Here is a 21,309-nt window from a genome sequence, read left to right as displayed (position 1 = left end):
CTCACTAAATATTTGCGCTTTATGACACATCGCTACCTGCTAGTGAAGGGCGAAGCCTTGCCCTCTAAACACCTGCAGCACTACGCTAAATTTTTCTGCCTGTTGCTACTGATGGCTTTTATCCACCTGGTGCCGGCACAGGCGCAAAGAAAAACATGGATCAAAGGATTGATTGAAGACGAAAAAGGACAGCCCGTTCCAGGCGCCTCCGTACAGATGAAAAGTGGCGCCGATAGCATCAAAAGCTTTGCCGTAACAGACGTCCGCGGCGTTTTTACTTTCGATAATACACATCAACAGGGACCATTTGTATTCACAGTAGCCTACGTGGGATATGTGACCCAAACAATTGTCAAAAACAGTCTCGATCCGCAAAAAGAACAATCTATTTATGTAGTGCTGAAAGAATCTTCTTCCGCACTCACAGAAGTAGTAGTGGTGGGATACGGTACCCAGAAGAAGCTAAATCTCACAGGCGCCGTAGACCAGGTGGGTAAAGAAGTGTTTGAAAACAGGCCCATGACCAGCGCTACCCGTGGATTGCAAGGCGTATTGCCCAACCTGAATATCCGCATGACAGATGGGAAACCTATCCGGGGTGCTACCTACAATGTAAGGGGCACCACCTCCATCGGTGCCGGTGGAAGCGCCCTGGTACTGATCGATGGCGTACCCGGCGATCCCAACCTGCTCAACCCAAATGATATTGAGAGCGTATCTGTACTGAAAGATGCCGCCTCCGCCGCTATCTATGGCGCCCGGGGAAGCTTTGGCGTGGTATTGATTACCACCAAAAGCCCGGCAAAGAACAATACACAGCTCACCTACGCCAGCAACTATTCTCTGAACGACCGTACAATTAAGCCTAAATTTGTTACTAACGGGTATGAATGGGCCAAAAATTTTGATGAAGCCTATTACGCCTGGAACGACTATAAATCGCATCCGGCAAAAGCCAACAGTGTATTCCCTTTTTCGCTCGACTATCTCGATGAATTGAAACGCCGCAACGACGATCCATCCCTGCCTAAAACAGATATAGATCCCACCACCGGCAACTATGTATACTATGGTAATACCGATTGGTTCAAGGAACTGTATGCCGACAGAAACCCATCTACCGAACAAACGCTGACCGCTTCCGGTGGTAATGCCAAGTCGGAGTACTATCTCTCCGGCAGATATATGGCGCAGAATGGCATTTTCCGTTACAACCCCGATAAATACAAAATGTATAACGTACGGGCAAAAGGAGCAGTACGACCATTCGACTGGCTGAAACTGGAGAATAATTTCGATTTCTCCCAACGTACCTATTTCTTCCCTATCCTGAACCATCCCAGCAATACGCCTGTTTGGAGAAGGATTTCCGATGAAGCATTTCCTATCGCTATGCTGAAAAATCCCGATGGATCACTCACGGAAAACGCTGCGATCGTCTTTGGCAGCTTCTTAACAGGTAATAACTATTCTGATCAGACACAATTGCTGCTGAGAAATACCTCCCGTTTTACCACTTCTTTCCTGCATGATAAACTGCATGTAAACGGCGACTTTACCTATGCTTACACTTCAAGTGTAGAAACTCGTTTATACACGCCCGTGCCTTACAGTAAGAAACCCGGTGAAACCCTGGTGCGCGGCGAAAGCAAAATGAACGAAGAAAACGACAGAACCACCTACACCGGATTAAACTTTTATGCCGACTACGAACAGCGACTGGCAAAAAATGCGTTTAAAATACTGGTGGGCTATAACTATGAAAATACCCTGTTCAAATCCAGGTATTTCCAGCGCGATGGACTGATCAATGCCAGCCTGCCCGATTTTTCGCTGATGAATGGATTGAACTATACCCTCACCGGCGGGGGCTATGAATGGAGAACATTGGGCGGCTTCTTTCGTTTAAACTACAACTACGATGAGCGTTACCTGCTGGAAGTGAATGGCCGTTACGATGGTTCTTCCAAGTTCCCGCAGTCTCAGCAATTTGGTTTTTTTCCTTCTGCTTCCGCCGGATGGCGGGTGTCTAAAGAGAGGTTCTGGCATATCTCGCCCAAAGCGGTGAGCGACGTTAAACTGAGAGTGTCGTATGGCGCCTTGGGTAATGGTAACGTTAATCCTTACCAGTTTTTACAAACTATGTCGGTGAGTAAATTACCGATGTCTATCAACGGTATTCTTCCAGACTATACCCAACAACCCAACGTAATTCCGAATGGCCTCACCTGGGAAAAGTCTACTACTCTCAACGGCGGCGTGGATGTAGCTTTCCTGAACAGCCGGTTAAAAGTAACCTTCGATAAATATACCCGCTATACCACTAATATGTTTACCGCAGGACTGCCGGTGCCGGCTGTATTTGGCGCCAGCGTACCCAAAGGAAACTATGCCGACCTGAAAACAAAAGGATGGGAATTGTCGGTGAACTGGGCCGATCAGTTCCAGGCCGGTGGCAAGCCATTGGCCTATAGTCTGGGCGTGGTGTTGTCTGATTACCAGTCTTTCATTACCCGGTTCAATAATCCCACCAAGTTGATCAATACTTACTATGAAGGCATGCGCGTAGGTGATATGTGGGGATTTGTGAATGATGGCTACTTCCAGAGCGCCGACGAGATTGCAAAATATGATGTAAACCAGTCCTTCATCCGGGTATCCAATGCCAATACCCTGATGCCGGGCGATATCCGGTTCAAAGACCTCGATGGCAACAAGAAAATAGACCAGGGTACCGGCCGGCTGGATAATCCGGGCGATCAGGCCATTATCGGTAATTCAGAACCCCGCTACGCTTTTGGTATCACAGGTAGTGCCAACTGGAATAATTTCTTCCTGAGCTTCTTCTTCCAGGGTATTGGAAAACGCGACTGGTGGCCTGGTACAGATGCCTCCCTTTTCTGGGGACAGTATAACCGTCCTTACAGCTGGATGCCTGAACAGATCATGGACAACCGCTGGTCGGAAACTAATCGCGATGCTTACTTCCCCCGGTTCAGAGGATATACGGCGCTTAACTCCAATGCAGAGTTAACGGTACCACAATCCAAGTATGTACAAAATGTAGCGTATATCCGCCTGAAGAATCTAACCGTTGGATACAACCTTCCACAACAATGGGTATCCAGGGTGAAGATGAAAAATGCACGCATCTTTTTTACCGGACAAAACCTGTGGACATGGTCGCCCATGTACCGCATCATGAAAACACTGGACCCGGAAGTAATTGAAGGCTCTGACCCTGAATTAAACAATAACGCAGGTGGTATTGGTGCCGGTAACGGGATGGCCTATCCGATGTTGAAAACCTACACTGTAGGTCTGAGTGTAACTTTTTAATGATTAATGTTTACCAAGATGAAAAAGCATATTTATCTATTGCTGGTGCTGGCGGCAACCGCCTGTAAAAAGGATCTGAACCTGAAACCATTTGATAAACTAAGTCCGGAGAATGCGTTTAATACAGAAGCAGACCTGCAATTGTATGCCAACTCCTTTTACAAGATATTACCTGATGGAAATGCCATTATCAGGGGTGATGTGATGAGTGATTATATGGCCGGGAAGGATGTAAATCCATATATCCGTCCAGGGGCGTATTCTTCCACGTCGTCTACCGGTTGGAGCTGGAGCGATTTACGCAACATTAATTACTTCCTCGAACATTATAACCAGGCTAATATTCCTACCGAAGCAAGGAATCATTTTGCAGGTATAGCGCGCTTCTTCCGGGCTATGTTCTACTTTGAAAAGGTGAAACGTTTCGGGGATGTGCCCTGGTATAGCAGAACCATGTCTATTAATGATCCTGATCTCTATAAAGGCCGCGACCCGCGTGTAAGCGTAATGGATAGCGTATTGGCCGACCTGGATTTTGCGTGCGCCAATATCCGTTCCAAAAAGGATAATACGGCCTCCCAGGTAACCAAATGGGTGGCATTGGCTTTTAAATCCCGGGTATGCCTGTTTGAAGGTACTTTCCGTAAGTACCGCCCGGAGTTGAGTTTGCCCGATGCGGCCAAGTGGCTGAAAGCTTCGCTGAGCGCAGCGGATGAACTGATCAGTAGCGGACAATATTCCCTGAATACTGCCGGAGATGCTACCATGAACTATCGCAGCCTGTTTATCAATGAAATGCCAAATGCAAATGAAATTATACTGGCCTATGTGTGTAATAAAAGTCTGCGTGTGTTCAATGATGCCAACTGGTTCTTTACCAGCGCTACTTACGGCAATAGGATCAGCCTCACCAAAACATTTACAGACACTTACCTGAACATCGATGGCAGCCGCTTTACCGACAAGCCGGGCTTCGATTACCTGCCGTTCAATGAAGAAGTAAAGAACAGAGATTTACGCTTGCAGCAAACCATTCGTATGGGTAAATACAGTCGCGATGGCCAGATAGCGCCGCCGGATTTTACGTATACCTATACCGGTTATCAACCGCTGAAGTTCACTCTGGATGCTAAAGCAACCGATGGGGTAGCGGAAAACTACAACTCAATTCCCATCATCCGCTATGCGGAAGTATTGTTGAATAAGGCCGAGGCGAAAGCCGAACTGGAGGGCACTCTTCAGGCAGCCGACTGGAACCAGACTATTAAGCCGTTGCGCGCCCGTGCCGGCTTGAAAAATACAGATCTGCCGCTAACAGCGGATCCTTATCTCAGGGATAATTTTTACGGTAATTTAAACCCGGTATTATTGGAAATCCGCCGGGAGAGAAGTATCGAGCTGATCCTGGAAGGTTTCCGTTTTTACGACCTGATACGCTGGAACCTGGGCCTGCTGCTGACTAAACCATATGTAGGGCTATATGTACCTGCTATGGATGTATTGATGGATCTGAATGAAGATGGTAAGCCGGATGTTTCTTTTGTAAAGAAAACGCCTGCTACGAAAGTGCCAGGGGTATATTATTTCCTCATAGATGACGACCAAACCAGGTTGTCGGCCGGGACCAGCGGTAACCTCATCTGGCTGGATAATATCGAGAGGAAATGGGAAGATTATAAATACGTATATCCGATACCGTTAAATGACCTGACATTAAACCCTGCATTATTACAAAACAAAGGATGGGAATAATTATGAAAAACATGAAGCGATTAACCGGTTTGCTGCTGCTGTTGCTGATGAGTGGTTATTCATTTGCACAACACGCTGAACATGTTGTATTGATTACGATCGATGGCTTTCGCCCCGAGTTTTACACCGATCCTTCCTGGGGAATGGTCAACCTGCGAATGATGAAGGTGAACGGTGCCTGGGCCGACGGGGTGAATAGTGTATTTCCTACCGTTACCTATCCCAATCATACTTCTTTGATCACGGGGGTAACACCGGCTAGGCATGGTATTTATTACAATGCGCCATTTGAACCCAAAGGAGCCACCGGTATCTGGTACTTTTATTACGACAGTATCAAAGTTCCCACGCTGTTTGACGCGGTACATAAAGCCGGCAGGAAATCAGCTAACGTGATTTGGCCGGTATCGGTCGGCGCGCCTATCGATTACAACATTCCTGATGTGTGGGCCGTAGGTAAGAAAGACCGGCGGGAACTGATGGCCAGCGTGTGTACGCCGCTCTCGTTATGGCAGGAAGTGCAGGAACATGCCACAGGTAAACTCGGTGCAAAGGATTTTACTATGGAAGAAGAGGAAATGATCATGGATGAAAATGTAGCGCGCATGTCGGCCTACCTGATCACCACTTATAAGCCTGCTTTTACCACGGTGCACCTGGCTTGCACAGATCATTACGAACATGAGCAGGGCAGGGATGGATTTTTGGTGAGAAAGGCGGTAGCCGGTGCCGACAGGGCGTTAGGCACCATTATAGAAGCACTGAAACGGGCAGGAATATACGAGCGCACAGCTGTTGTGGTGACCGGCGATCATGGTTTTGTGAATATCGATAAAACTTTTTCTCCCAATATCTTGCTGGCCCAAAACGGCCTGTTAAATAACGCATCCATGGGCGATTGGAAAGCACAGTTCCACGTTTCCGGAGGCGCTGCTTTCCTTCATCTGAAAGATGAGCATGATGTAGCTACCAGCAATAAGGTGCTGGACATTTTACAGGCATTACCTGCGGAGCAACGTCAGCTGTTTAAAGTAATCAGCCATATAAAATTGGAAGCTACAGGGGCTGATCCTCATCCGGCTTTTGCACTGGCAGCTACGCGAGGTGTAACCATTGGTGGCGCTACTACCGGCGAACTGGTAAAAGGTGCAAAAGGAGGGACCCATGGTTATTTCCCGGATTTTAAGGAGATACAAACCGGCTTCGTGGCTTATGGCGCGGGGATCAGTAAAGGCGGGCATGTAAAAGAAATGAATGTAACGGATGTAGCGCCGGTAGTGGCGCAACTGCTGGGTTTATCGCTGGAAAAAACAGATGGTAAAGTGCCGGCGGGGCTGCTGGAAAAATAATTTCGTCTTCATTAAAAAGGGATGGTCTCCACTACGGATGCCATCCCTTTTTCTTTATTCAACGCTGATACTTGTTTCTCCATGCTCGTTGTCCGGATAGTGCATATTGGCATTATACTGCAGGAGCAATACCAACATTTCTTCCGGGGCATCGGGGATAGTAGCCATCTGGAAATAGCCGTTGCGTATAATCATGCCCCGGCTGTTGCCATGGATAGCATATAAACGGCGGAAGGCCGGGATGTCCTTTGGCAACAGGTGATATTGCGGCAGCATAGTGGCGGGAGCTGTTCCCGGCTGCAGATTAACGCCGATAAAAATGAAGTTGGTGTCGTTGGCGAGTCGTTGTGCAAGGGCACAGAAGACCCGGTAAGCTCGCATGCTGGCAGTATCTGATGGGGCATAGGTTTGAATAGCCCACATCTTTTCGCCGGGAGCATTGGTAACCAGGTGGCCTCCCTGGTTATTATATAAAGTAAAGGCCGGCGCCGGCTCTCCCTGGCGCACGTTGTACCAGATGCGGAACAGGGAATCGTATTTCATCCGCTGGCGTGCCGGTATAACGAATGCCAGGTCTGCTTTTACTTCTTTCAGTATGCTATAGTCATCGTTAAGAGCGGTGCGCCCGGCAGCTACCCGTTGGTAGTAGGCCCATCTTACCTGGTCGCTTTGTACATTGTAAAGCACATATTTCAGGCGCATGTTGCTGCCATTATCGAAGCTGGTGGCAACTCCTGCGAGGTGGCGCATCTCAAAGAAACCATCGAGGTAGCTATTGATGATGCTGTCATTACCTTGCGTGGCCAGCAATGCATTGTCTGGATCCAGCTGCGGCAGTAGTTTGATGGCAGCTTTGCTGGCTGTGGCGCTGTCCCGTGCGCCATCAGCAGCTATTTTGCGCATAGCGGTCAGCTGATGTTGTATACTTGCCTGTTGCGCGGTAGCAGATAGGCCCCATCCTGCAAGTAACCATAATAGAAGGCTATATTTCATGGATCTTTTTTTATTTGGTTTGTGCCAGTGCTTCTTCCAGCAATTGTTCCAGCGATTTCCCGGTGCGGTCCCACACGGTCACTACTTTACCATCGGCGCCTATGATCACGGCAAAGGGAACGAAACCGAATCCAAATACTTTGCGGAAGCCATTTTCATCAAATCCTTTGGGATCGCGTGCCTGCGGCCATGGCATCTGTTCCTGGCCGAGTGCTTTTTTCCAGGCAGCATCTACGGCGTCCACAGAAATACTGAGAATTTCTACACCCTTTTCATGAAAGGTTTGGTATACTTTTTTGAGATGAGGTATTTCCAGGCGGCAGGGGTGGCACCAGGAAGCCCAGAAATCAAGCATGAGTACTTTGCCGCGGAAACGGTTGTAGTTAACGGTATCGCCATTTACACCCAGGGCTTTGAAGTCGGGCACTACGCGGCCTGGCTGTGATCTCGACATAACGTCTTCCCGTTGGGTTACCAGTTTGCCATACCACGATTGCCGTGCATGAGCTCCCATAGCATCCAGGAAAGCTTTTACGCGGGAATAGGGGTACTTTCCCCAGTAGTTGGCGAGGAAAGCTCCCACCTCAGAATCAGGGTATTTAGCGAGAAATTCCGTGGTACGGTCAGGATTAGAGGGGTTTGTCATATCCTGCAAATAGTACTGGTATTCATCGTTCAGCTGTCCGCCTTTTAATTGACGGCCATTCATTCCGAAGTAATCCGTTTGTAGCTGGTAATGGGTGTTTTCGAGGAATACAGGTACGACATTTCCGTTGATGCAAAGCGTAACTGGTTGAGGGTAATCCAGTTTCCCTTTTACGATAAACTGATGCCCTTTGATATCAGCTTCTCCTAGTACGACTTTGTTATCTTCAAGCGCCAGCAGCTTTATCTTGCCATATTTTACATCCTTTACGGCTCCTTTGATCACAAACCCTTGTGCCAGCCCCGGCAACCGTAGCAGGAGCAACAACAGTACGCAACAGGCGCTATATCTTATTTTAGTCATATTTGTGCGCGTTTATTAGAGGTAAGACAACGCACTATGCATAAAGGGTGAAGGCAATGCAGTAATTCTTTTAAAAAAGCCGCATTTTTATATAAACAGCGGATCGTTTTAGTAGCCGGGTTAGCAGCATACGGGTAGCTTATAGCTGGAGAGCAGGCAACCCTTCGTGTATCACGGGGGCAATAACAGTAGCGTCGTCGGGTTTCACTTTGCGTACAGAATTTACCGGCCAGCAATCCAGTTGACCGGCTGGTAACTTATATCTTAATATTTCGCGTATATCCGTGTCTGTGAGGGACGGTTTAACCCATTCCTCCGCCAGTTCGTTGGTGAGCATCATCGGCATTCTGCCGGCATTGTCGCCCCCATTATGGATTTGTGCCATTAATGGATTAGCGCTGCGTGTCAGCAGGGTAAAGGTGGGGATACGCTCCGGCTTATCCACATCCCAGGAGTTGGACAATGCCCACAGGCCGGCAATAAAAAATATTTCCTGTTCCCTGGATTTGATATGATAAGCTACCTTATTTTTCCACCCGGGTACCTGCCGGTATTCGAAGAAGCCGGTAGCGGGTATCAGGCAGCGCTGGTGCCGGATTGCATTCCACATGGTACCATTTTCCAATACCTTTTCACTACGGGCGTTCAGGTATAATTGGCGCTGTCTTTTTACTTTCTCCAGGGTATCTAACAGTTTTGGTATAGGCCCCCAGGTGAATTGTTCCAGCTGCAGGCCATTACGATGCGTAATCACCGGCCATTGAGGATAAGACATCCCGATTTTATGCCAGGTGGGATCAAAGTGAATATCCAGGTTGCCACCGGCTTTCAGCTGGGGCAGATATTTGAAAATACTCTCTATGTTGGCACTGAAGGCAATATCGTAACACATAATAAGTTAGTCGTAGTCTATATCAGATAAAGGTACTTTTATTTCTTCATTGGCGTATTTCAGGGAAAAATACAACTCTCCGTAGTGCAGGTATAACTCTGCCTGAACTTCTTCCTGTTTGTCCGGCCTCCAGCTGGTTTTGCGGGAAATGTACCTTCTTACCGCAGGATCCATATATAGAGGTGGTAGCCATACTTCCTGCTGTAACAGCGCCGCATATACTTTGTAGCCTTCCGGCTGCGAAGCGGCGATATATAACTTGTCTATTTCTTCCGGGTGATGCACCTGGTAAATATATTTCCGGTGGTCAAAACGGATCTGCTGAAAGTGAATGTTGGCTTCGCCTATGTCTTTGTACGGAGTAATGAGAAATACTTCCCTGATGTGCGTATCTGTATTATTTCCTCCGGCGGGATAGCTTTGCCGGACAAATAAGGTAAAGCCGTGATCAAGCAAGGCCTTTACCAGTTCAGGCGTCAATAATGCCAGTGGATTATGCATGACGGGACCGGTTTCATGGTTTATTTACGCATATCTACAATCACGGCGGTAACTACGCCCCATACCTGGAAGTCACAGTCTTCTGTGATCACGATGGGTTTATAAAACGCATTTTCGGGATGCAGTACCCAGCTACGCCCGGCTTTTACCAGGCGTTTCACGGTATACTCTCCGTTTAATGCCGCTACAATGATATCGCCGGTACCGGGGCGGATGGAGCGGTCTACCACTGCCATGCAGCCATCAGGGATATTAGCGTCTGTCATACTATCTCCTTTCACTTTAATAATGAAGGAACTATTGGGATTGGGTTGCAGGATCCGGGAAAGATCTATTTCTTCTTCCTGGTAATCCAATGCGGGGGTTGGGAACCCTGCGGGTATGCTGGTGTTAACAAACGGCAGGGTTATATCCAATACGCGCTGTTTCAATGCTTCCATATAACTATCGTTTTAATAAATACTAATAATATTAGCAAATTAAAGCTAAAATAATTAGTTAAAAAAATCAATTAACAGATCGTTTACAATGCTGAAAAACCGGTCTGGAAGCTAATAAACAGCAGATCAGCAAGATGTGTAGGATAAGTGCTAAAACAGGCGCAGTGAGAATTTTTTGGTGTACCATTTACCAAACAAAAGTGATGAAAATAGTTGTGTAAATAGTGTAATTTAATAATATGTATTTTAAAATAATATCTTTATCGCGTTTTAAAACGATACCTGTTACGTATTGTAAACAGTTCTTTGATCATTAAACCCAATACCAATGAAAAAACGTTGTTACCCCTGTTAGCGGGCCTCCTGGCTTTTTACTCCTGCACTGTCAGCAAGTGTCTTCAGCGCCAACTGATTATTCCCGAATAATCATCTTTCGGGTATTATCCTTTATCATCAACATTCCGCTGAAAGATAGATAAGTGCTAACATTTATTTAATGGAGACAATTCAAAAAAAATCTTTGATTTATCATTTTCATTACTATTTTTGTACCCGAATTATGACAACAAACATACATATACATCATCACCATCATATCTTACCAGCACGGTAGGCAGGGGATGATTTTGTGTATATCACCATATTACATCATCAACAGGGGCTTACCGAAGAGGTAAGCCCCTTTTTATTTTTACCCAGGATGAAATTAAAAATTGCAATCCAGAAATCAGGCCGCCTGCACGACGATTCCATCAAATTGCTGAAGGAATGCGGCATCGACATCAACAATGGTGTGAACAAGCTGAAAACAGAAGCAACCAACTTTCCGCTGGAAGTGTTTTTCCTGCGCGATGATGATATTCCTCAATACATTGAAGATGGTGTAGCCGATATCGGCATCGTGGGTGAGAATGTAGTACTGGAAAAACAAAAGCAGGTAAACATCGTACAGAAGCTGGGATTCGGCAAATGCCGCTTATCTATGGCGGTGGAGAAATCAGTGGATTACACGTCTGTAAAAGACCTGCAAAACAAAAGGATTGCTACCAGCTATCCCGTAATTGTTGAAGATTTCCTGAAACGCAATGGTATCACCGCTGAAATACACGAAATCAGTGGTTCGGTAGAAATAGCGCCGGGCATAGGTTTGGCGGATGCTATCTGCGACCTGGTGAGCAGTGGTTCCACCCTGTTCATGAATGGACTGAAAGAAGTAGAAACTGTTCTCAAGTCAGAAGCTGTATTGGCTGCCTGTCACCAGCTTACAGCTGAACAACAGGTGCTGCTCGATAAACTACTGTTCCGTATCCAGGCGGTGAGAAAGGCGAAGAACAATAAATACATCCTGCTCAACGCACCCAATGATAAACTGAATGAAATCATTGGATTGCTGCCAGGCATGAAAAGCCCTACCGTACTGCCATTGGCAGAAGCTGGCTGGAGCTCTGTACACTCCGTACTCAATGAAAATGATTTCTGGGATATCATCGAAAGCCTCAAAGAAGCCGGCGCACAAGGTATCCTGGTGGTGCCCATCGAAAAAATGGTGATCTGATAAAAGAGTCAATGATGCAAACAATTAGATTTCCGGAAAAAAATGCCTGGGCAGCCCTGCTGCAAAGACCTGTAATGGATACTTCCGCGCTGGAACAAAAAGTGAATAACATCCTGCAGGAAGTGCGCGACAATGGCGACAAAGCCATCAGAAAATTTGCCGCCGAATTTGATAAGGTAACCCTGGAAAATATCCAGGTGCCAGCCGCCGCTTTTGCCGCAGCAGAAGCGGTACTGGAACCCGCCCTGAAAGCGGCGATCCAGCAGGCAGCCAAAAATATTACCACCTTCCACCGCGCACAACAGGAAAAAGTGCAGGTGATTGAAACCATGCCCGGCGTGCAATGCTGGCGCAAACCCGTAGCCATTCAAAAGGTAGGTTTATATATTCCCGGTGGATCAGCACCCTTGTTTTCCACCATCCTGATGTTGGGTATCCCTGCCATGATAGCAGGTTGTAAAGAAGTGGTACTATGTACACCGTCCCTGCACCCGGCCATCCTCTACACCGCACAGTTGGTAGGCATTGAAAAAGTGTTTACCATCGGAGGTGTACAAGCCATTGGCGCTATGGCATATGGTACGGAGTCCGTACCACAGGTATATAAGATCTTTGGCCCCGGTAACCAATACGTAACCTGCGCCAAACAGCTGGTCAACAAAAGCGGGGTAGCCATCGATATGCCGGCCGGCCCTTCGGAAGTGGCCGTACTGGCAGATGATAGCTGTATCCCGGATTTTGTGGCAGCCGACCTGTTATCACAGGCTGAACACGGCCCCGATAGCCAGGTAGTACTGGTAACCACCAGCGAAAGCGTCATCACCAACGTGACCAACGCCCTCAATGCCCAGCTGGAAAAGCTGCCCCGTAGAGGAATTGCCACGACTGCGCTGGATAACAGCAAAATTATCCTGGTGAAAGATATTGATACTGCCATAGATATGTTGAACGCATATGCGCCGGAACACCTTATCTTAGCTTGTAATGGCGCCGAAAACCTGGCAGACAGGGTCACCGATGCAGGGTCTGTATTCATGGGTAACTACACTCCTGAAAGCGCAGGCGACTACGCATCCGGTACCAACCATACCCTGCCCACCAATGGTTATGCCCGCGCCTATAGCGGCGTATCGCTGGACAGCTTCGTGAAGAAAATTACTTTCCAGCAGATTTCACCGGAAGGACTACAAAACATTGGCGCCACCATCGAAGCTATGGCCGCAGCAGAGGGACTGGAAGCACATAAGAACGCCGTGACCGTAAGATTACAGCAACTGGAGATACCCAACTCATAATAATCACCTAATTACAATCGATATGTTTAATCTCGATACCCTGATCAGGGAAAATATAAAAAGACTGGTGCCATATTCTACTGCCCGGGATGAGTTTAAAGGAGAAGCGACCATTTTCCTGGACGCCAATGAAAATAATTTCGGATCACCGCTGCCGGTAAATTATAACCGCTACCCCGATCCGATGCAGTGGAAACTGAAATATAAAATGGCCGAAATAAAAGGCGTGCCGCCACAGAATATTTTCATCGGCCACGGCAGCGATGAAGCAATTGATGTACTGTATCGCTGCTTCGTAAACCCCGGTGTGGATAACGTGGTGCTCTGTCCGCCTACTTACGGCATGTACGAAGTAAGTGCGCACATCAACGATGCCATTGTACGCAAAGTGAGCCTTACACCTGATTTTCAGCTAGACATCCCTGCGCTGCAACAAGCCATCGATGAAAATACCAAACTGATTTTTATCTGCTCTCCCAATAACCCGACCGGCAACTCCATTAACCGTGCGGACATTGAATTGCTGTTGAACAACTTCGATGGCATCGTGGTGATCGATGAAGCTTACATTAATTTCTCCCGCCAGAAAACATTCATACAGGAGCTGACAGAATACCCGAACCTGGTAGTACTGCAAACCCTGTCCAAAGCCTGGGGACTGGCAGGGCTCCGGATCGGGATGGCCTTTGCCAGCGAAGATATCGTCAATACTTTCAACAAGGTAAAACCTCCGTACAATATCAGCCAGGCCACCAATGAGCTGGCCTTACAGGCGCTGGACAATGTAAGCCAGGTAAACGAGTGGATCCGCGAAATCGTGATAGAGCGCGACCTGCTCTCTGCCGGCCTTATTCAGCTGCCGGAAGTACTGGAAATTTACCCCAGCGATGCCAGCTTTATCCTGGTAAAAACTACCGATGCCAAAGGTATTTATAACTATCTCATTGAACGCGGCATCGTGGTGCGCGACCGCTCCAAAGTAGAGCTGTGCATGGGCTGCCTGCGCATTACCATCGGTACTCCCGCCGAAAACCTGCACCTGCTGGAAGTATTGAAATCTTTTAACCTGAAAAAAGAAACGCCTGTATCTGCATGAAACGTGTACTCTTTATAGATCGCGATGGTACCCTTATCAAAGAAGTACCACCCACCTACCAGATCGATAGCCTGGATAAAATAGAGTTCTATCCCAAGGTATTTGTGAATATGGCCCGGATAGCGGCCGAACTGGATTATGAACTGGTGATGGTTACCAACCAGGATGGCCTGGGTACAGCGTCTTTCCCGGAAGACACCTTCTGGCCGGCACAAAATATGATCATGAAAGCCTTCGAAAATGAAGGCGTGAAATTCGATGAAGTATGTATCGACCGCTCTTTTCCGGCCGATAATGCGCCCACCCGTAAGCCTCGTACCGGTATGCTCACTAAATACCTGGATGGCAGCTACGATCTGGCCAACTCTTTTGTAATAGGCGACCGGATCACCGATGTACAGCTGGCTAAGAACCTGGGCAGCAAAGCCATCTGGATCAATGAAGGCTCCGGCCTGGGCAGCGCGGAGATCGGCGATGATGTGGCCGCCCTGCAATCTGTGATAGTGCTGGAATCGACCGACTGGAACCGTATCTATGAATTCCTGAAACTGGGATTGAGAACGGTAACGCATGTACGAAAAACTAACGAAACGGATATCAGCATTGAACTGAACCTCGACGGTACTGGCAAAGCCAATATTCATACAGGACTGGGCTTCTTTGATCATATGCTCGACCAGATTGCCCGCCATGGCGCTATCGACCTGAATATTACCGCTAAAGGCGATTTACATATAGATGAACACCATACCATAGAAGATACTGGTATTGCTTTGGGAGAAGCCATTGCAAAAGGCCTGGGCGATAAACGCGGTATTGAAAGATATGGTTTCTGTTTGCCTATGGACGACTGCCTCGCGCAGGTGGGAATCGACTTTGGCGGCCGTAACTGGCTGGTATGGGATGCGGAGTTTAAAAGGGAAAAGATAGGAGAGATGCCTACCGAAATGTTTTATCATTTCTTCAAATCCTTCTCCGACGGCGCTAAATCAAACCTGAACATCCAGGCAACGGGTGAAAATGAGCACCATAAGATAGAAGCGATCTTCAAGGCATTTGCCAAAGCCATTAAGATGGCCGTGAAGCGGAACCCTTACAATATGCAGCTGCCATCTACAAAAGGAGTATTATAAGTGACACGCGAAAAAAATTTGCATTTTATAAAAAAAATGCCCATTTTTGTCCCGCTATGCAAAATATCATTACAAATAAACATTGGTGGTGGCACGGAATCAATTCCTGATCTGTGTTACAGTGCCATGTTTCGTTTAGAAATATATTTGGAAGGCCCGCTGTTACACAGCGGGCCTTCTGGCTTTTTATACCATTCTATTTCAACAGAAAAACAAACATTTCACCCAATATATCATGCGTACCATCCAAGTAAACACGAGATCGAAACAGATGCTGGCAGACATTTTCACGCCAGTGGGGATATATCTGCGGCTCCGCGATAAATTCCCCGGTTCCATCCTCCTCGAAAGCACCGACTACAGGGCCAGTGAAAACAGCTATTCCTTTATCTGCGTAAAACCTATTGCAGGCATCGAAGTTACTTCTACCACTAAGTTTGAATTCAAATATCCCAACCTGCCGGTAGAAAAGAAAGAGCTGAAAAACAGCCAGAGCGTGCTGGATGAATTGCAGAAATTCCTGGGCAACTTCTCTTTTAGTGGCAAACACCCCGTACCAGGTGCCCAGAGCCTCTTTGGCTACACCACGTTCGATGCGGTACAGTTCTTCGAAACCATCGAATTCAATAAACAAAAACAAGCCGGTAATACCATCCCCCTGATGCGCTACCGCTACTATCAATATATCATTGCCATCAATCACTTTAAAGATGAACTCTTTCTTTGTGAAAACCAGGTAGAAGGTCTCGATAGCGAATTTGACCTGGTAGAATCACTCATACGGCATAAAGACTCACCGGGGTATCCATTTGCCGCCACCGGAGTAGAGGAAAGCAATATGACAGATGCAGCATACATGCAAATGGTGGAAAAAGGCAAGCAACACTGTTTCCGCGGAGATGTTTTCCAGGTAGTACTCTCCCGTTCCTTCCAGCAGTCCTTCCGTGGCGATGAATTCAATGTATACCGCGCCCTCCGCTCCATCAACCCTTCTCCTTATCTTTTCTTCTTCGATTACGGCGACTATAAACTAATGGGTTCTTCCCCTGAAGCGCAGATCGTAATTACCAACGGCAAGGCCACCATTCACCCGATAGCAGGCACTTTCCGCCGTACCGGGGATGATAGCCAGGATAAGTTGCTGGCAGAAAAACTGCTGGAAGATCCAAAGGAAAATGCAGAACATGTGATGCTGGTAGACCTGGCCCGCAATGATCTGAGCCGCAATGCCACCGAGGTGGAAGTGGCTTCCTACCGGAAAGTACATTTTTACTCGCACGTGATTCACCTGGTGAGTGAAGTAACCGGGAAAGTGGATCCAACTATGAATCCTTTTGCCCTGCTGGCATCGTCCTTCCCTGCAGGCACACTTTCCGGCGCTCCCAAATACAGGGCCATGGAAATCATTGATCAATATGAGCCCACTGCCCGCGGCTTCTATGGCGGCTGTATCGGTGCGGTAGGCTTCAACGGCGACTTTAACCACGCCATCATGATCCGTTCCATACTTAGTAAAATGAATACCCTGTACTACCAGGCCGGAGCGGGCGTAGTGGCCAAGTCAGTAGCCTCTTCTGAACTGGAAGAAGTCAATAACAAACTCAATGCATTAAAACAAGCCATCCTGCTGGCACAAAAAATTTAGTGATGAATATCCTCGTTTTCGATAATTACGACTCCTTTACATACAACCTCGTTCATCTCGTGGAAAAAATCATCAACGGCAAAGTCACCGTGGTGCGCAATGATGAAATTCCATTGGAAAAAGTAAACGACTACGATAAAATTATTTTATCTCCCGGCCCTGGTATCCCGGAAGAAGCAGGGCTATTGCTGCCGCTCATTAAAGAGTATGCCCCCACCAAATCCATCTTTGGGGTATGCCTCGGCCAGCAAGCCATCGGACAGGCTTTTGGCGCTTCTTTAACCAACCTGAAAGAAGTATACCACGGCGTGGCTACCCAGGTAAACATTATTGCCGACAACGGGCGCCTGTTTAAAGGCATGCCGCGCCAGATCCAGGCAGGTCGCTATCATTCATGGGTGGTCGACGAAAGTACGCTCCCCGCTGAATTAATCGTGACTGCCAAAGATGACGACGGCTTTATTATGGCATTGCAACATAACAAATACGATGTAAGCGGTGTACAGTTTCACCCCGAAAGTGTACTGACGCCACAGGGGGAGCAAATCCTGCGAAACTGGCTACAGCAATAAATAACAGCCTTAACGTATGAAACCATTTTGTTAAAAAAGCTAAAAGCCAACAGCTAACAGCTATGAAAAAGATTCTCAATTATCTCTTCGAACATAAAACCTTCTCCCGGGAAGCAGCAAAGGATATCCTGATCAGCATTTCCAAGGGTATGTACAATGAAAGTGAACTGGCCGCTTTCATGACAGTTTTCCTGATGCGCAGTATCACCATCGATGAGCTGCTCGGCTTCCGCGATGCACTGCTGGAGCTTTGTGTACCGGTAAACCTGAATGGTTACGATGTACTGGACATCGTAGGCACCGGCGGGGATGCAAAAAATACCTTTAATATTTCTACCTTGTCGTGCTTTGTAGTAGCAGGGGCAGGCGCTAAAGTAGCCAAACATGGCAACTATGGCGTGTCTTCCGTAAGCGGCGCCTCCAATGTGATGGAACTGATAGGCTATAAGTTCAAAAATGATGATGCCAAACTGAAAACAGAACTGGAAGAATCCGGCATCTGTTTCCTGCACGCACCATTATTTCACCCGGCCCTGAAACATGTGGCCGGTATCCGCCGCCAGCTGGGTATCCGCACATTCTTTAATATGCTGGGTCCCCTGGTAAATCCGGCATTGGCCAAACATCAGCTCATTGGCGTATATAACCTGGAAATGGCAAGGGTATACAACTACCTGTTCCAGCAAACAGATAAACAGTTTGTAATTGTACACAGCCTGGACGGATATGACGAAATTTCCCTGACCGCCGATACCAAGGTGATCACCAATAAGGGAGAGCAGGACTGGACACCGGAACAGCTGGGTAAAAGAAAGGTACACCCGGAAGATATCTATGGTGGTAATTCTACTGAAGAAGCCGCAAAGATCTTTATGAAAATACTCAAAGGAGAAGGTACCTGGGCACAGAATTCCGTGGTGTTTGCCAACGCGGCCATGGGCCTGTACAGCCTTGGGAAATATTCATCCTACGATGATTGCTTTGCCGCGGCGGTAGCATCACTCGAGTCGGGTAGCGCGCTTACCTCATTTAAAAAACTGATTGCATTGCAGTCGTAGTACCAGATAATTGATCATGAAAAACATCTTAGCTGAAATAGTCGCGCATAAACAGGTAGAAGTAGCTGCCCGTAAATTGCAACGTAGTGCGCAGGACCTGCAACAGTCGCCTGGCTTTAACCGGGAAACCTTATCGCTGCGCAATTTCCTGCAACAACCGGGAAAAACAGGTATCATTGCAGAGTTCAAACGCCGCTCTCCCTCCAAAGGATTGATCAATGGAGAAGTAACCGTGCAGGAGGTAACTACCGCATATACCCGCTATGGCGCCTCCGGCCTGTCGGTGCTCACCGATGAAAAATATTTCGGCGGTTCTTCCGACGACCTGCAACAGGCACGCAGCTTTAACCAGATTCCCATCCTGCGCAAGGATTTTGTAATAGATGAATACCAGATCCTGGAGGCCAGGGCCATCGGCGCCGACGTTATCCTGTTGATTGCAGAATGCCTGGATGCCGCACAGGTAGCGCACCTGGCCGCATTTGCACATAACCTCGGACTGGAAGTATTGCTGGAAGTACATAGCGAAGCTCAGCTCGAAAAAATAACCGCACATACCCACCTGGTAGGCGTAAATAACAGGGACCTGGTTACTTTCCAGGTCGATTTTAACCGCTCCTGTGAGCTGGCCCCGAAAATCCCGGCAGATAAAATAAAGGTAGCAGAAAGCGGTATTAATGATCCCGCTTCGATTGTTACCCTGAAGAACGCAGGGTTCCAGGGTTTCCTCATTGGCGAACATTTTATGAGGCAGGAAGATCCGGCCAGGGCATTTGAAAACTTTGTACAAACACTCAGCGACTTGCAGCAAAAACAATAACGATATGCGTATTAAAGTATGCGGTATTACAAGAATCACTGATTTGCAGGCGTTGGTAGCTAACAGCGTAGATTATGCCGGATTTATTTTTTATGAGAAATCACCCCGCTTTGCGGGTAACAAAATAGACGCCAGGTCGGTGCGGGAAACTACCCGCATCCGGAAGGTAGGCGTGTTTGTAAATGCTTCCCTGGAACAGGTACAACGTACTATTGCCGACTATGCGCTGGACATGGTGCAACTGCATGGCGATGAAGCGCCTGAATTTTGCGCCGCTCTCCGTGAAAGCATCCCGGTGATCAAAGCATTTCGTATCGGTGATAACGTTAATTGGCAAAACGTTGTGGCGCCATTTATTCCCGTTACCGATTATTTCCTGTTCGATACCGCTTCGGTAAAAGGCTATGGCGGCACGGGCGACCGGTTTAACTGGGAACTGCTGAAAACCTACCCATTCGATCATCCCTTTTTCCTGAGCGGAGGTATTACACCGGATCAGGCAGCGGAAATCAGTAACATGCAGCTGCCGATGCTGTTCGCGGCAGATGTGAACAGTAAGTTTGAAGACAGCCCCGGCGTTAAGAACATAGCGCTGGTGGAACAATTTGTAAAAGAAATACATTCATCATTAACTAAATAAACGGTCATGGATATTGCAATCAACACCGGCAACTCCAGGTATCAGGTGGATAAGAATGGCTATTATGGCAGATTTGGAGGGGCATACATTCCTGAAATGCTGTACCCCAACGTACACGAACTACAATCCAAATACCTGGAAATACTCGGTGATCCTTCTTTTCAACAGGAGTTTGAAGCCTTGTTGAAAGACTATGTAGGAAGGCCTTCTCCTTTATATTTCGCGAAGCGTTTATCTGAAAAATATAAGGCAAAAATTTACCTCAAGCGGGAAGACCTGAACCATACCGGTGCCCACAAGGTGAATAACACCATTGGACAGATCCTGCTGGCAAAACGTTTGGGTAAAACCCGTATCATCGCTGAAACCGGCGCTGGCCAGCACGGCGTAGCTACGGCAACCGTTTGTGCCCTGATGGGCCTCGAATGCGTAGTATACATGGGAAGCATCGATATTGAGAGACAGGCACCCAATGTGGCCCGCATGAAAATGCTGGGCGCTACCGTAGTACCAGCTACCAGCGGCAGCAAAACGTTGAAAGACGCTACCAATGAAGCCATACGCGACTGGATCAATAATCCCATAGATACGCATTATATACTGGGCACCGCTGCCGGACCTCATCCATATCCTGATATGGTGGCCCGTTTCCAGTCGGTGATCAGCGAAGAAATTAAAAAGCAGCTGCTGGAAAAAACAGGCAGCGAACATCCTGATTACGTAGTAGCCTGCATTGGTGGCGGCAGTAATGCGGCTGGTGCTTTCTTCCACTACCTGGACGAAGAAGAGGTGAAGCTGGTGGCAGTAGAAGCTGGCGGTAAGGGTGTACACAGCGGGTTTTCAGCAGCTACCACGCAGCTGGGAACCATTGGCATTATCCATGCCAGCAAAACCCTGCTCATGCAAACCAGCGACGGACAGATTGTAGAGCCACACTCTATTTCCGCGGGGCTCGATTATCCTGGTATTGGACCCATGCACGCCCATTTGTATGAATCAGGCCGTGCCCAGTTCCTGGATGCTACCGATGATGAAGCCCTGGCTGCTGCTTACGAACTGAGTGCGCTGGAAGGTATTATCCCGGCAATGGAGTCGGCGCATGCCCTCGCCAAATTGAAAGACCTCCCACTGAATACAGATGATGTAGTAGTGGTATGCCTTTCCGGCCGTGGTGATAAAGACCTGGATACCTATATCCGTAATATGAAAAAATAAAATGG

General features: G+C 47.6%; 18 protein-coding genes. 13 read left to right on the top strand and 5 right to left on the bottom strand.

The window, feature by feature from the left end; genetic code table 11:
- Nucleotides 1-21: 21 nt before the first annotated feature.
- The 3 genes from FHW36_RS22550 to FHW36_RS22540 are packed head-to-tail and all read left to right on the top strand — an operon-like array spanning nt 22 to nt 6,440.
- On the top strand, nt 22-3,339 hold the full coding sequence (locus tag FHW36_RS22550; RefSeq protein WP_145672282.1) for a SusC/RagA family TonB-linked outer membrane protein: 3,318 nt from the start codon (nt 22-24) through the stop codon (nt 3,337-3,339).
- Between the two features lie 18 nt (nt 3,340-3,357).
- Nucleotides 3,358-5,091, top strand: a complete 1,734-nt coding sequence (locus FHW36_RS22545) for a RagB/SusD family nutrient uptake outer membrane protein (RefSeq protein ID WP_145672280.1) — start codon at nt 3,358-3,360, stop codon at nt 5,089-5,091.
- Between the two features lie 11 nt (nt 5,092-5,102).
- Nucleotides 5,103-6,440, top strand: coding sequence for an alkaline phosphatase family protein (locus tag FHW36_RS22540; protein WP_145672278.1), 1,338 nt, complete (start codon nt 5,103-5,105; stop codon nt 6,438-6,440).
- A 54-nt stretch (nt 6,441-6,494) separates the two neighbouring features.
- Here FHW36_RS22540 and FHW36_RS22535 read toward each other — a convergent pair whose 3' ends face one another.
- The 5 genes from FHW36_RS22535 to FHW36_RS22515 form a co-directional block, all read right to left on the bottom strand.
- A complete protein-coding gene (locus FHW36_RS22535) occupies nt 6,495-7,433 on the bottom strand; it encodes a hypothetical protein (RefSeq protein WP_145672276.1) in 939 nt (312 codons plus the stop codon).
- Between the two features lie 10 nt (nt 7,434-7,443).
- Nucleotides 7,444-8,442, bottom strand: a complete 999-nt coding sequence (locus FHW36_RS22530) for a TlpA disulfide reductase family protein (RefSeq protein ID WP_145672274.1) — start codon at nt 8,440-8,442, stop codon at nt 7,444-7,446.
- A 139-nt stretch (nt 8,443-8,581) separates the two neighbouring features.
- Nucleotides 8,582-9,334, bottom strand: coding sequence for an SOS response-associated peptidase (locus tag FHW36_RS22525; protein WP_145672271.1), 753 nt, complete (start codon nt 9,332-9,334; stop codon nt 8,582-8,584).
- A gap of 6 nt (nt 9,335-9,340) precedes the next feature.
- Entirely contained in the window at nt 9,341-9,835 is a 495-nt protein-coding gene (locus FHW36_RS22520) for a hypothetical protein (protein WP_145672270.1), read from the bottom strand.
- 20 nt (nt 9,836-9,855) lie between these two features.
- Nucleotides 9,856-10,275 carry a LexA family protein gene (locus FHW36_RS22515; RefSeq protein ID WP_145672268.1) on the bottom strand — a complete coding sequence of 140 codons (420 nt, stop codon included), beginning with the start codon at nt 10,273-10,275 and terminating at the stop codon, nt 9,856-9,858.
- Between the two features lie 700 nt (nt 10,276-10,975).
- Here FHW36_RS22515 and hisG point away from each other — a divergent pair.
- The 10 genes from hisG (at nt 10,976) to trpB (ending at nt 21,304) form a co-directional block, all read left to right on the top strand.
- The gene (hisG, locus tag FHW36_RS22510) at nt 10,976-11,830 is read left to right on the top strand and encodes an ATP phosphoribosyltransferase (RefSeq protein WP_145672265.1); all 855 of its coding nucleotides are present in this window, start codon (nt 10,976-10,978) and stop codon (nt 11,828-11,830) included.
- A 14-nt stretch (nt 11,831-11,844) separates the two neighbouring features.
- Nucleotides 11,845-13,125, top strand: a complete 1,281-nt coding sequence (gene hisD, locus FHW36_RS22505) for a histidinol dehydrogenase (RefSeq protein ID WP_145672262.1) — start codon at nt 11,845-11,847, stop codon at nt 13,123-13,125.
- Between the two features lie 22 nt (nt 13,126-13,147).
- On the top strand, nt 13,148-14,221 hold the full coding sequence (gene hisC / locus FHW36_RS22500; RefSeq protein ID WP_145672260.1) for a histidinol-phosphate transaminase: 1,074 nt from the start codon (nt 13,148-13,150) through the stop codon (nt 14,219-14,221).
- Nucleotides 14,218-15,354: a bifunctional histidinol-phosphatase/imidazoleglycerol-phosphate dehydratase HisB gene (gene hisB, locus FHW36_RS22495; RefSeq protein ID WP_145672258.1), complete on the top strand. Its 1,137-nt coding sequence runs from the start codon at nt 14,218-14,220 to the stop codon at nt 15,352-15,354. Before hisC ends, hisB begins: the two co-directional genes overlap by 4 nt.
- A gap of 235 nt (nt 15,355-15,589) precedes the next feature.
- Nucleotides 15,590-16,999, top strand: a complete 1,410-nt coding sequence (locus tag FHW36_RS22490; protein ID WP_145672256.1) for an anthranilate synthase component I family protein — start codon at nt 15,590-15,592, stop codon at nt 16,997-16,999.
- 2 nt (nt 17,000-17,001) lie between these two features.
- Nucleotides 17,002-17,571, top strand: a complete 570-nt coding sequence (locus FHW36_RS22485; protein WP_145672254.1) for an anthranilate synthase component II — start codon at nt 17,002-17,004, stop codon at nt 17,569-17,571.
- A 62-nt stretch (nt 17,572-17,633) separates the two neighbouring features.
- The gene (gene trpD, locus FHW36_RS22480) at nt 17,634-18,629 is read left to right on the top strand and encodes an anthranilate phosphoribosyltransferase (RefSeq protein ID WP_145672251.1); all 996 of its coding nucleotides are present in this window, start codon (nt 17,634-17,636) and stop codon (nt 18,627-18,629) included.
- A 16-nt stretch (nt 18,630-18,645) separates the two neighbouring features.
- On the top strand, nt 18,646-19,449 hold the full coding sequence (gene trpC / locus FHW36_RS22475; protein ID WP_145672249.1) for an indole-3-glycerol phosphate synthase TrpC: 804 nt from the start codon (nt 18,646-18,648) through the stop codon (nt 19,447-19,449).
- Between the two features lie 4 nt (nt 19,450-19,453).
- A complete protein-coding gene (locus FHW36_RS22470) occupies nt 19,454-20,089 on the top strand; it encodes a phosphoribosylanthranilate isomerase (RefSeq protein WP_145672247.1) in 636 nt (211 codons plus the stop codon).
- Between the two features lie 6 nt (nt 20,090-20,095).
- Entirely contained in the window at nt 20,096-21,304 is a 1,209-nt protein-coding gene (trpB, locus tag FHW36_RS22465; RefSeq protein WP_145672245.1) for a tryptophan synthase subunit beta, read from the top strand.
- Nucleotides 21,305-21,309: the final 5 nt, after the last annotated feature.

This window comes from Chitinophaga polysaccharea (genome assembly GCF_007829335.1).
In the GTDB taxonomy this organism is placed as follows: Bacteria; Bacteroidota; Bacteroidia; order Chitinophagales; family Chitinophagaceae; genus Chitinophaga; species Chitinophaga polysaccharea_B.
The sequence above is the reverse complement of the archived record's forward strand: the minus strand, read 5'-3'. Positions and strand labels throughout refer to the sequence as shown.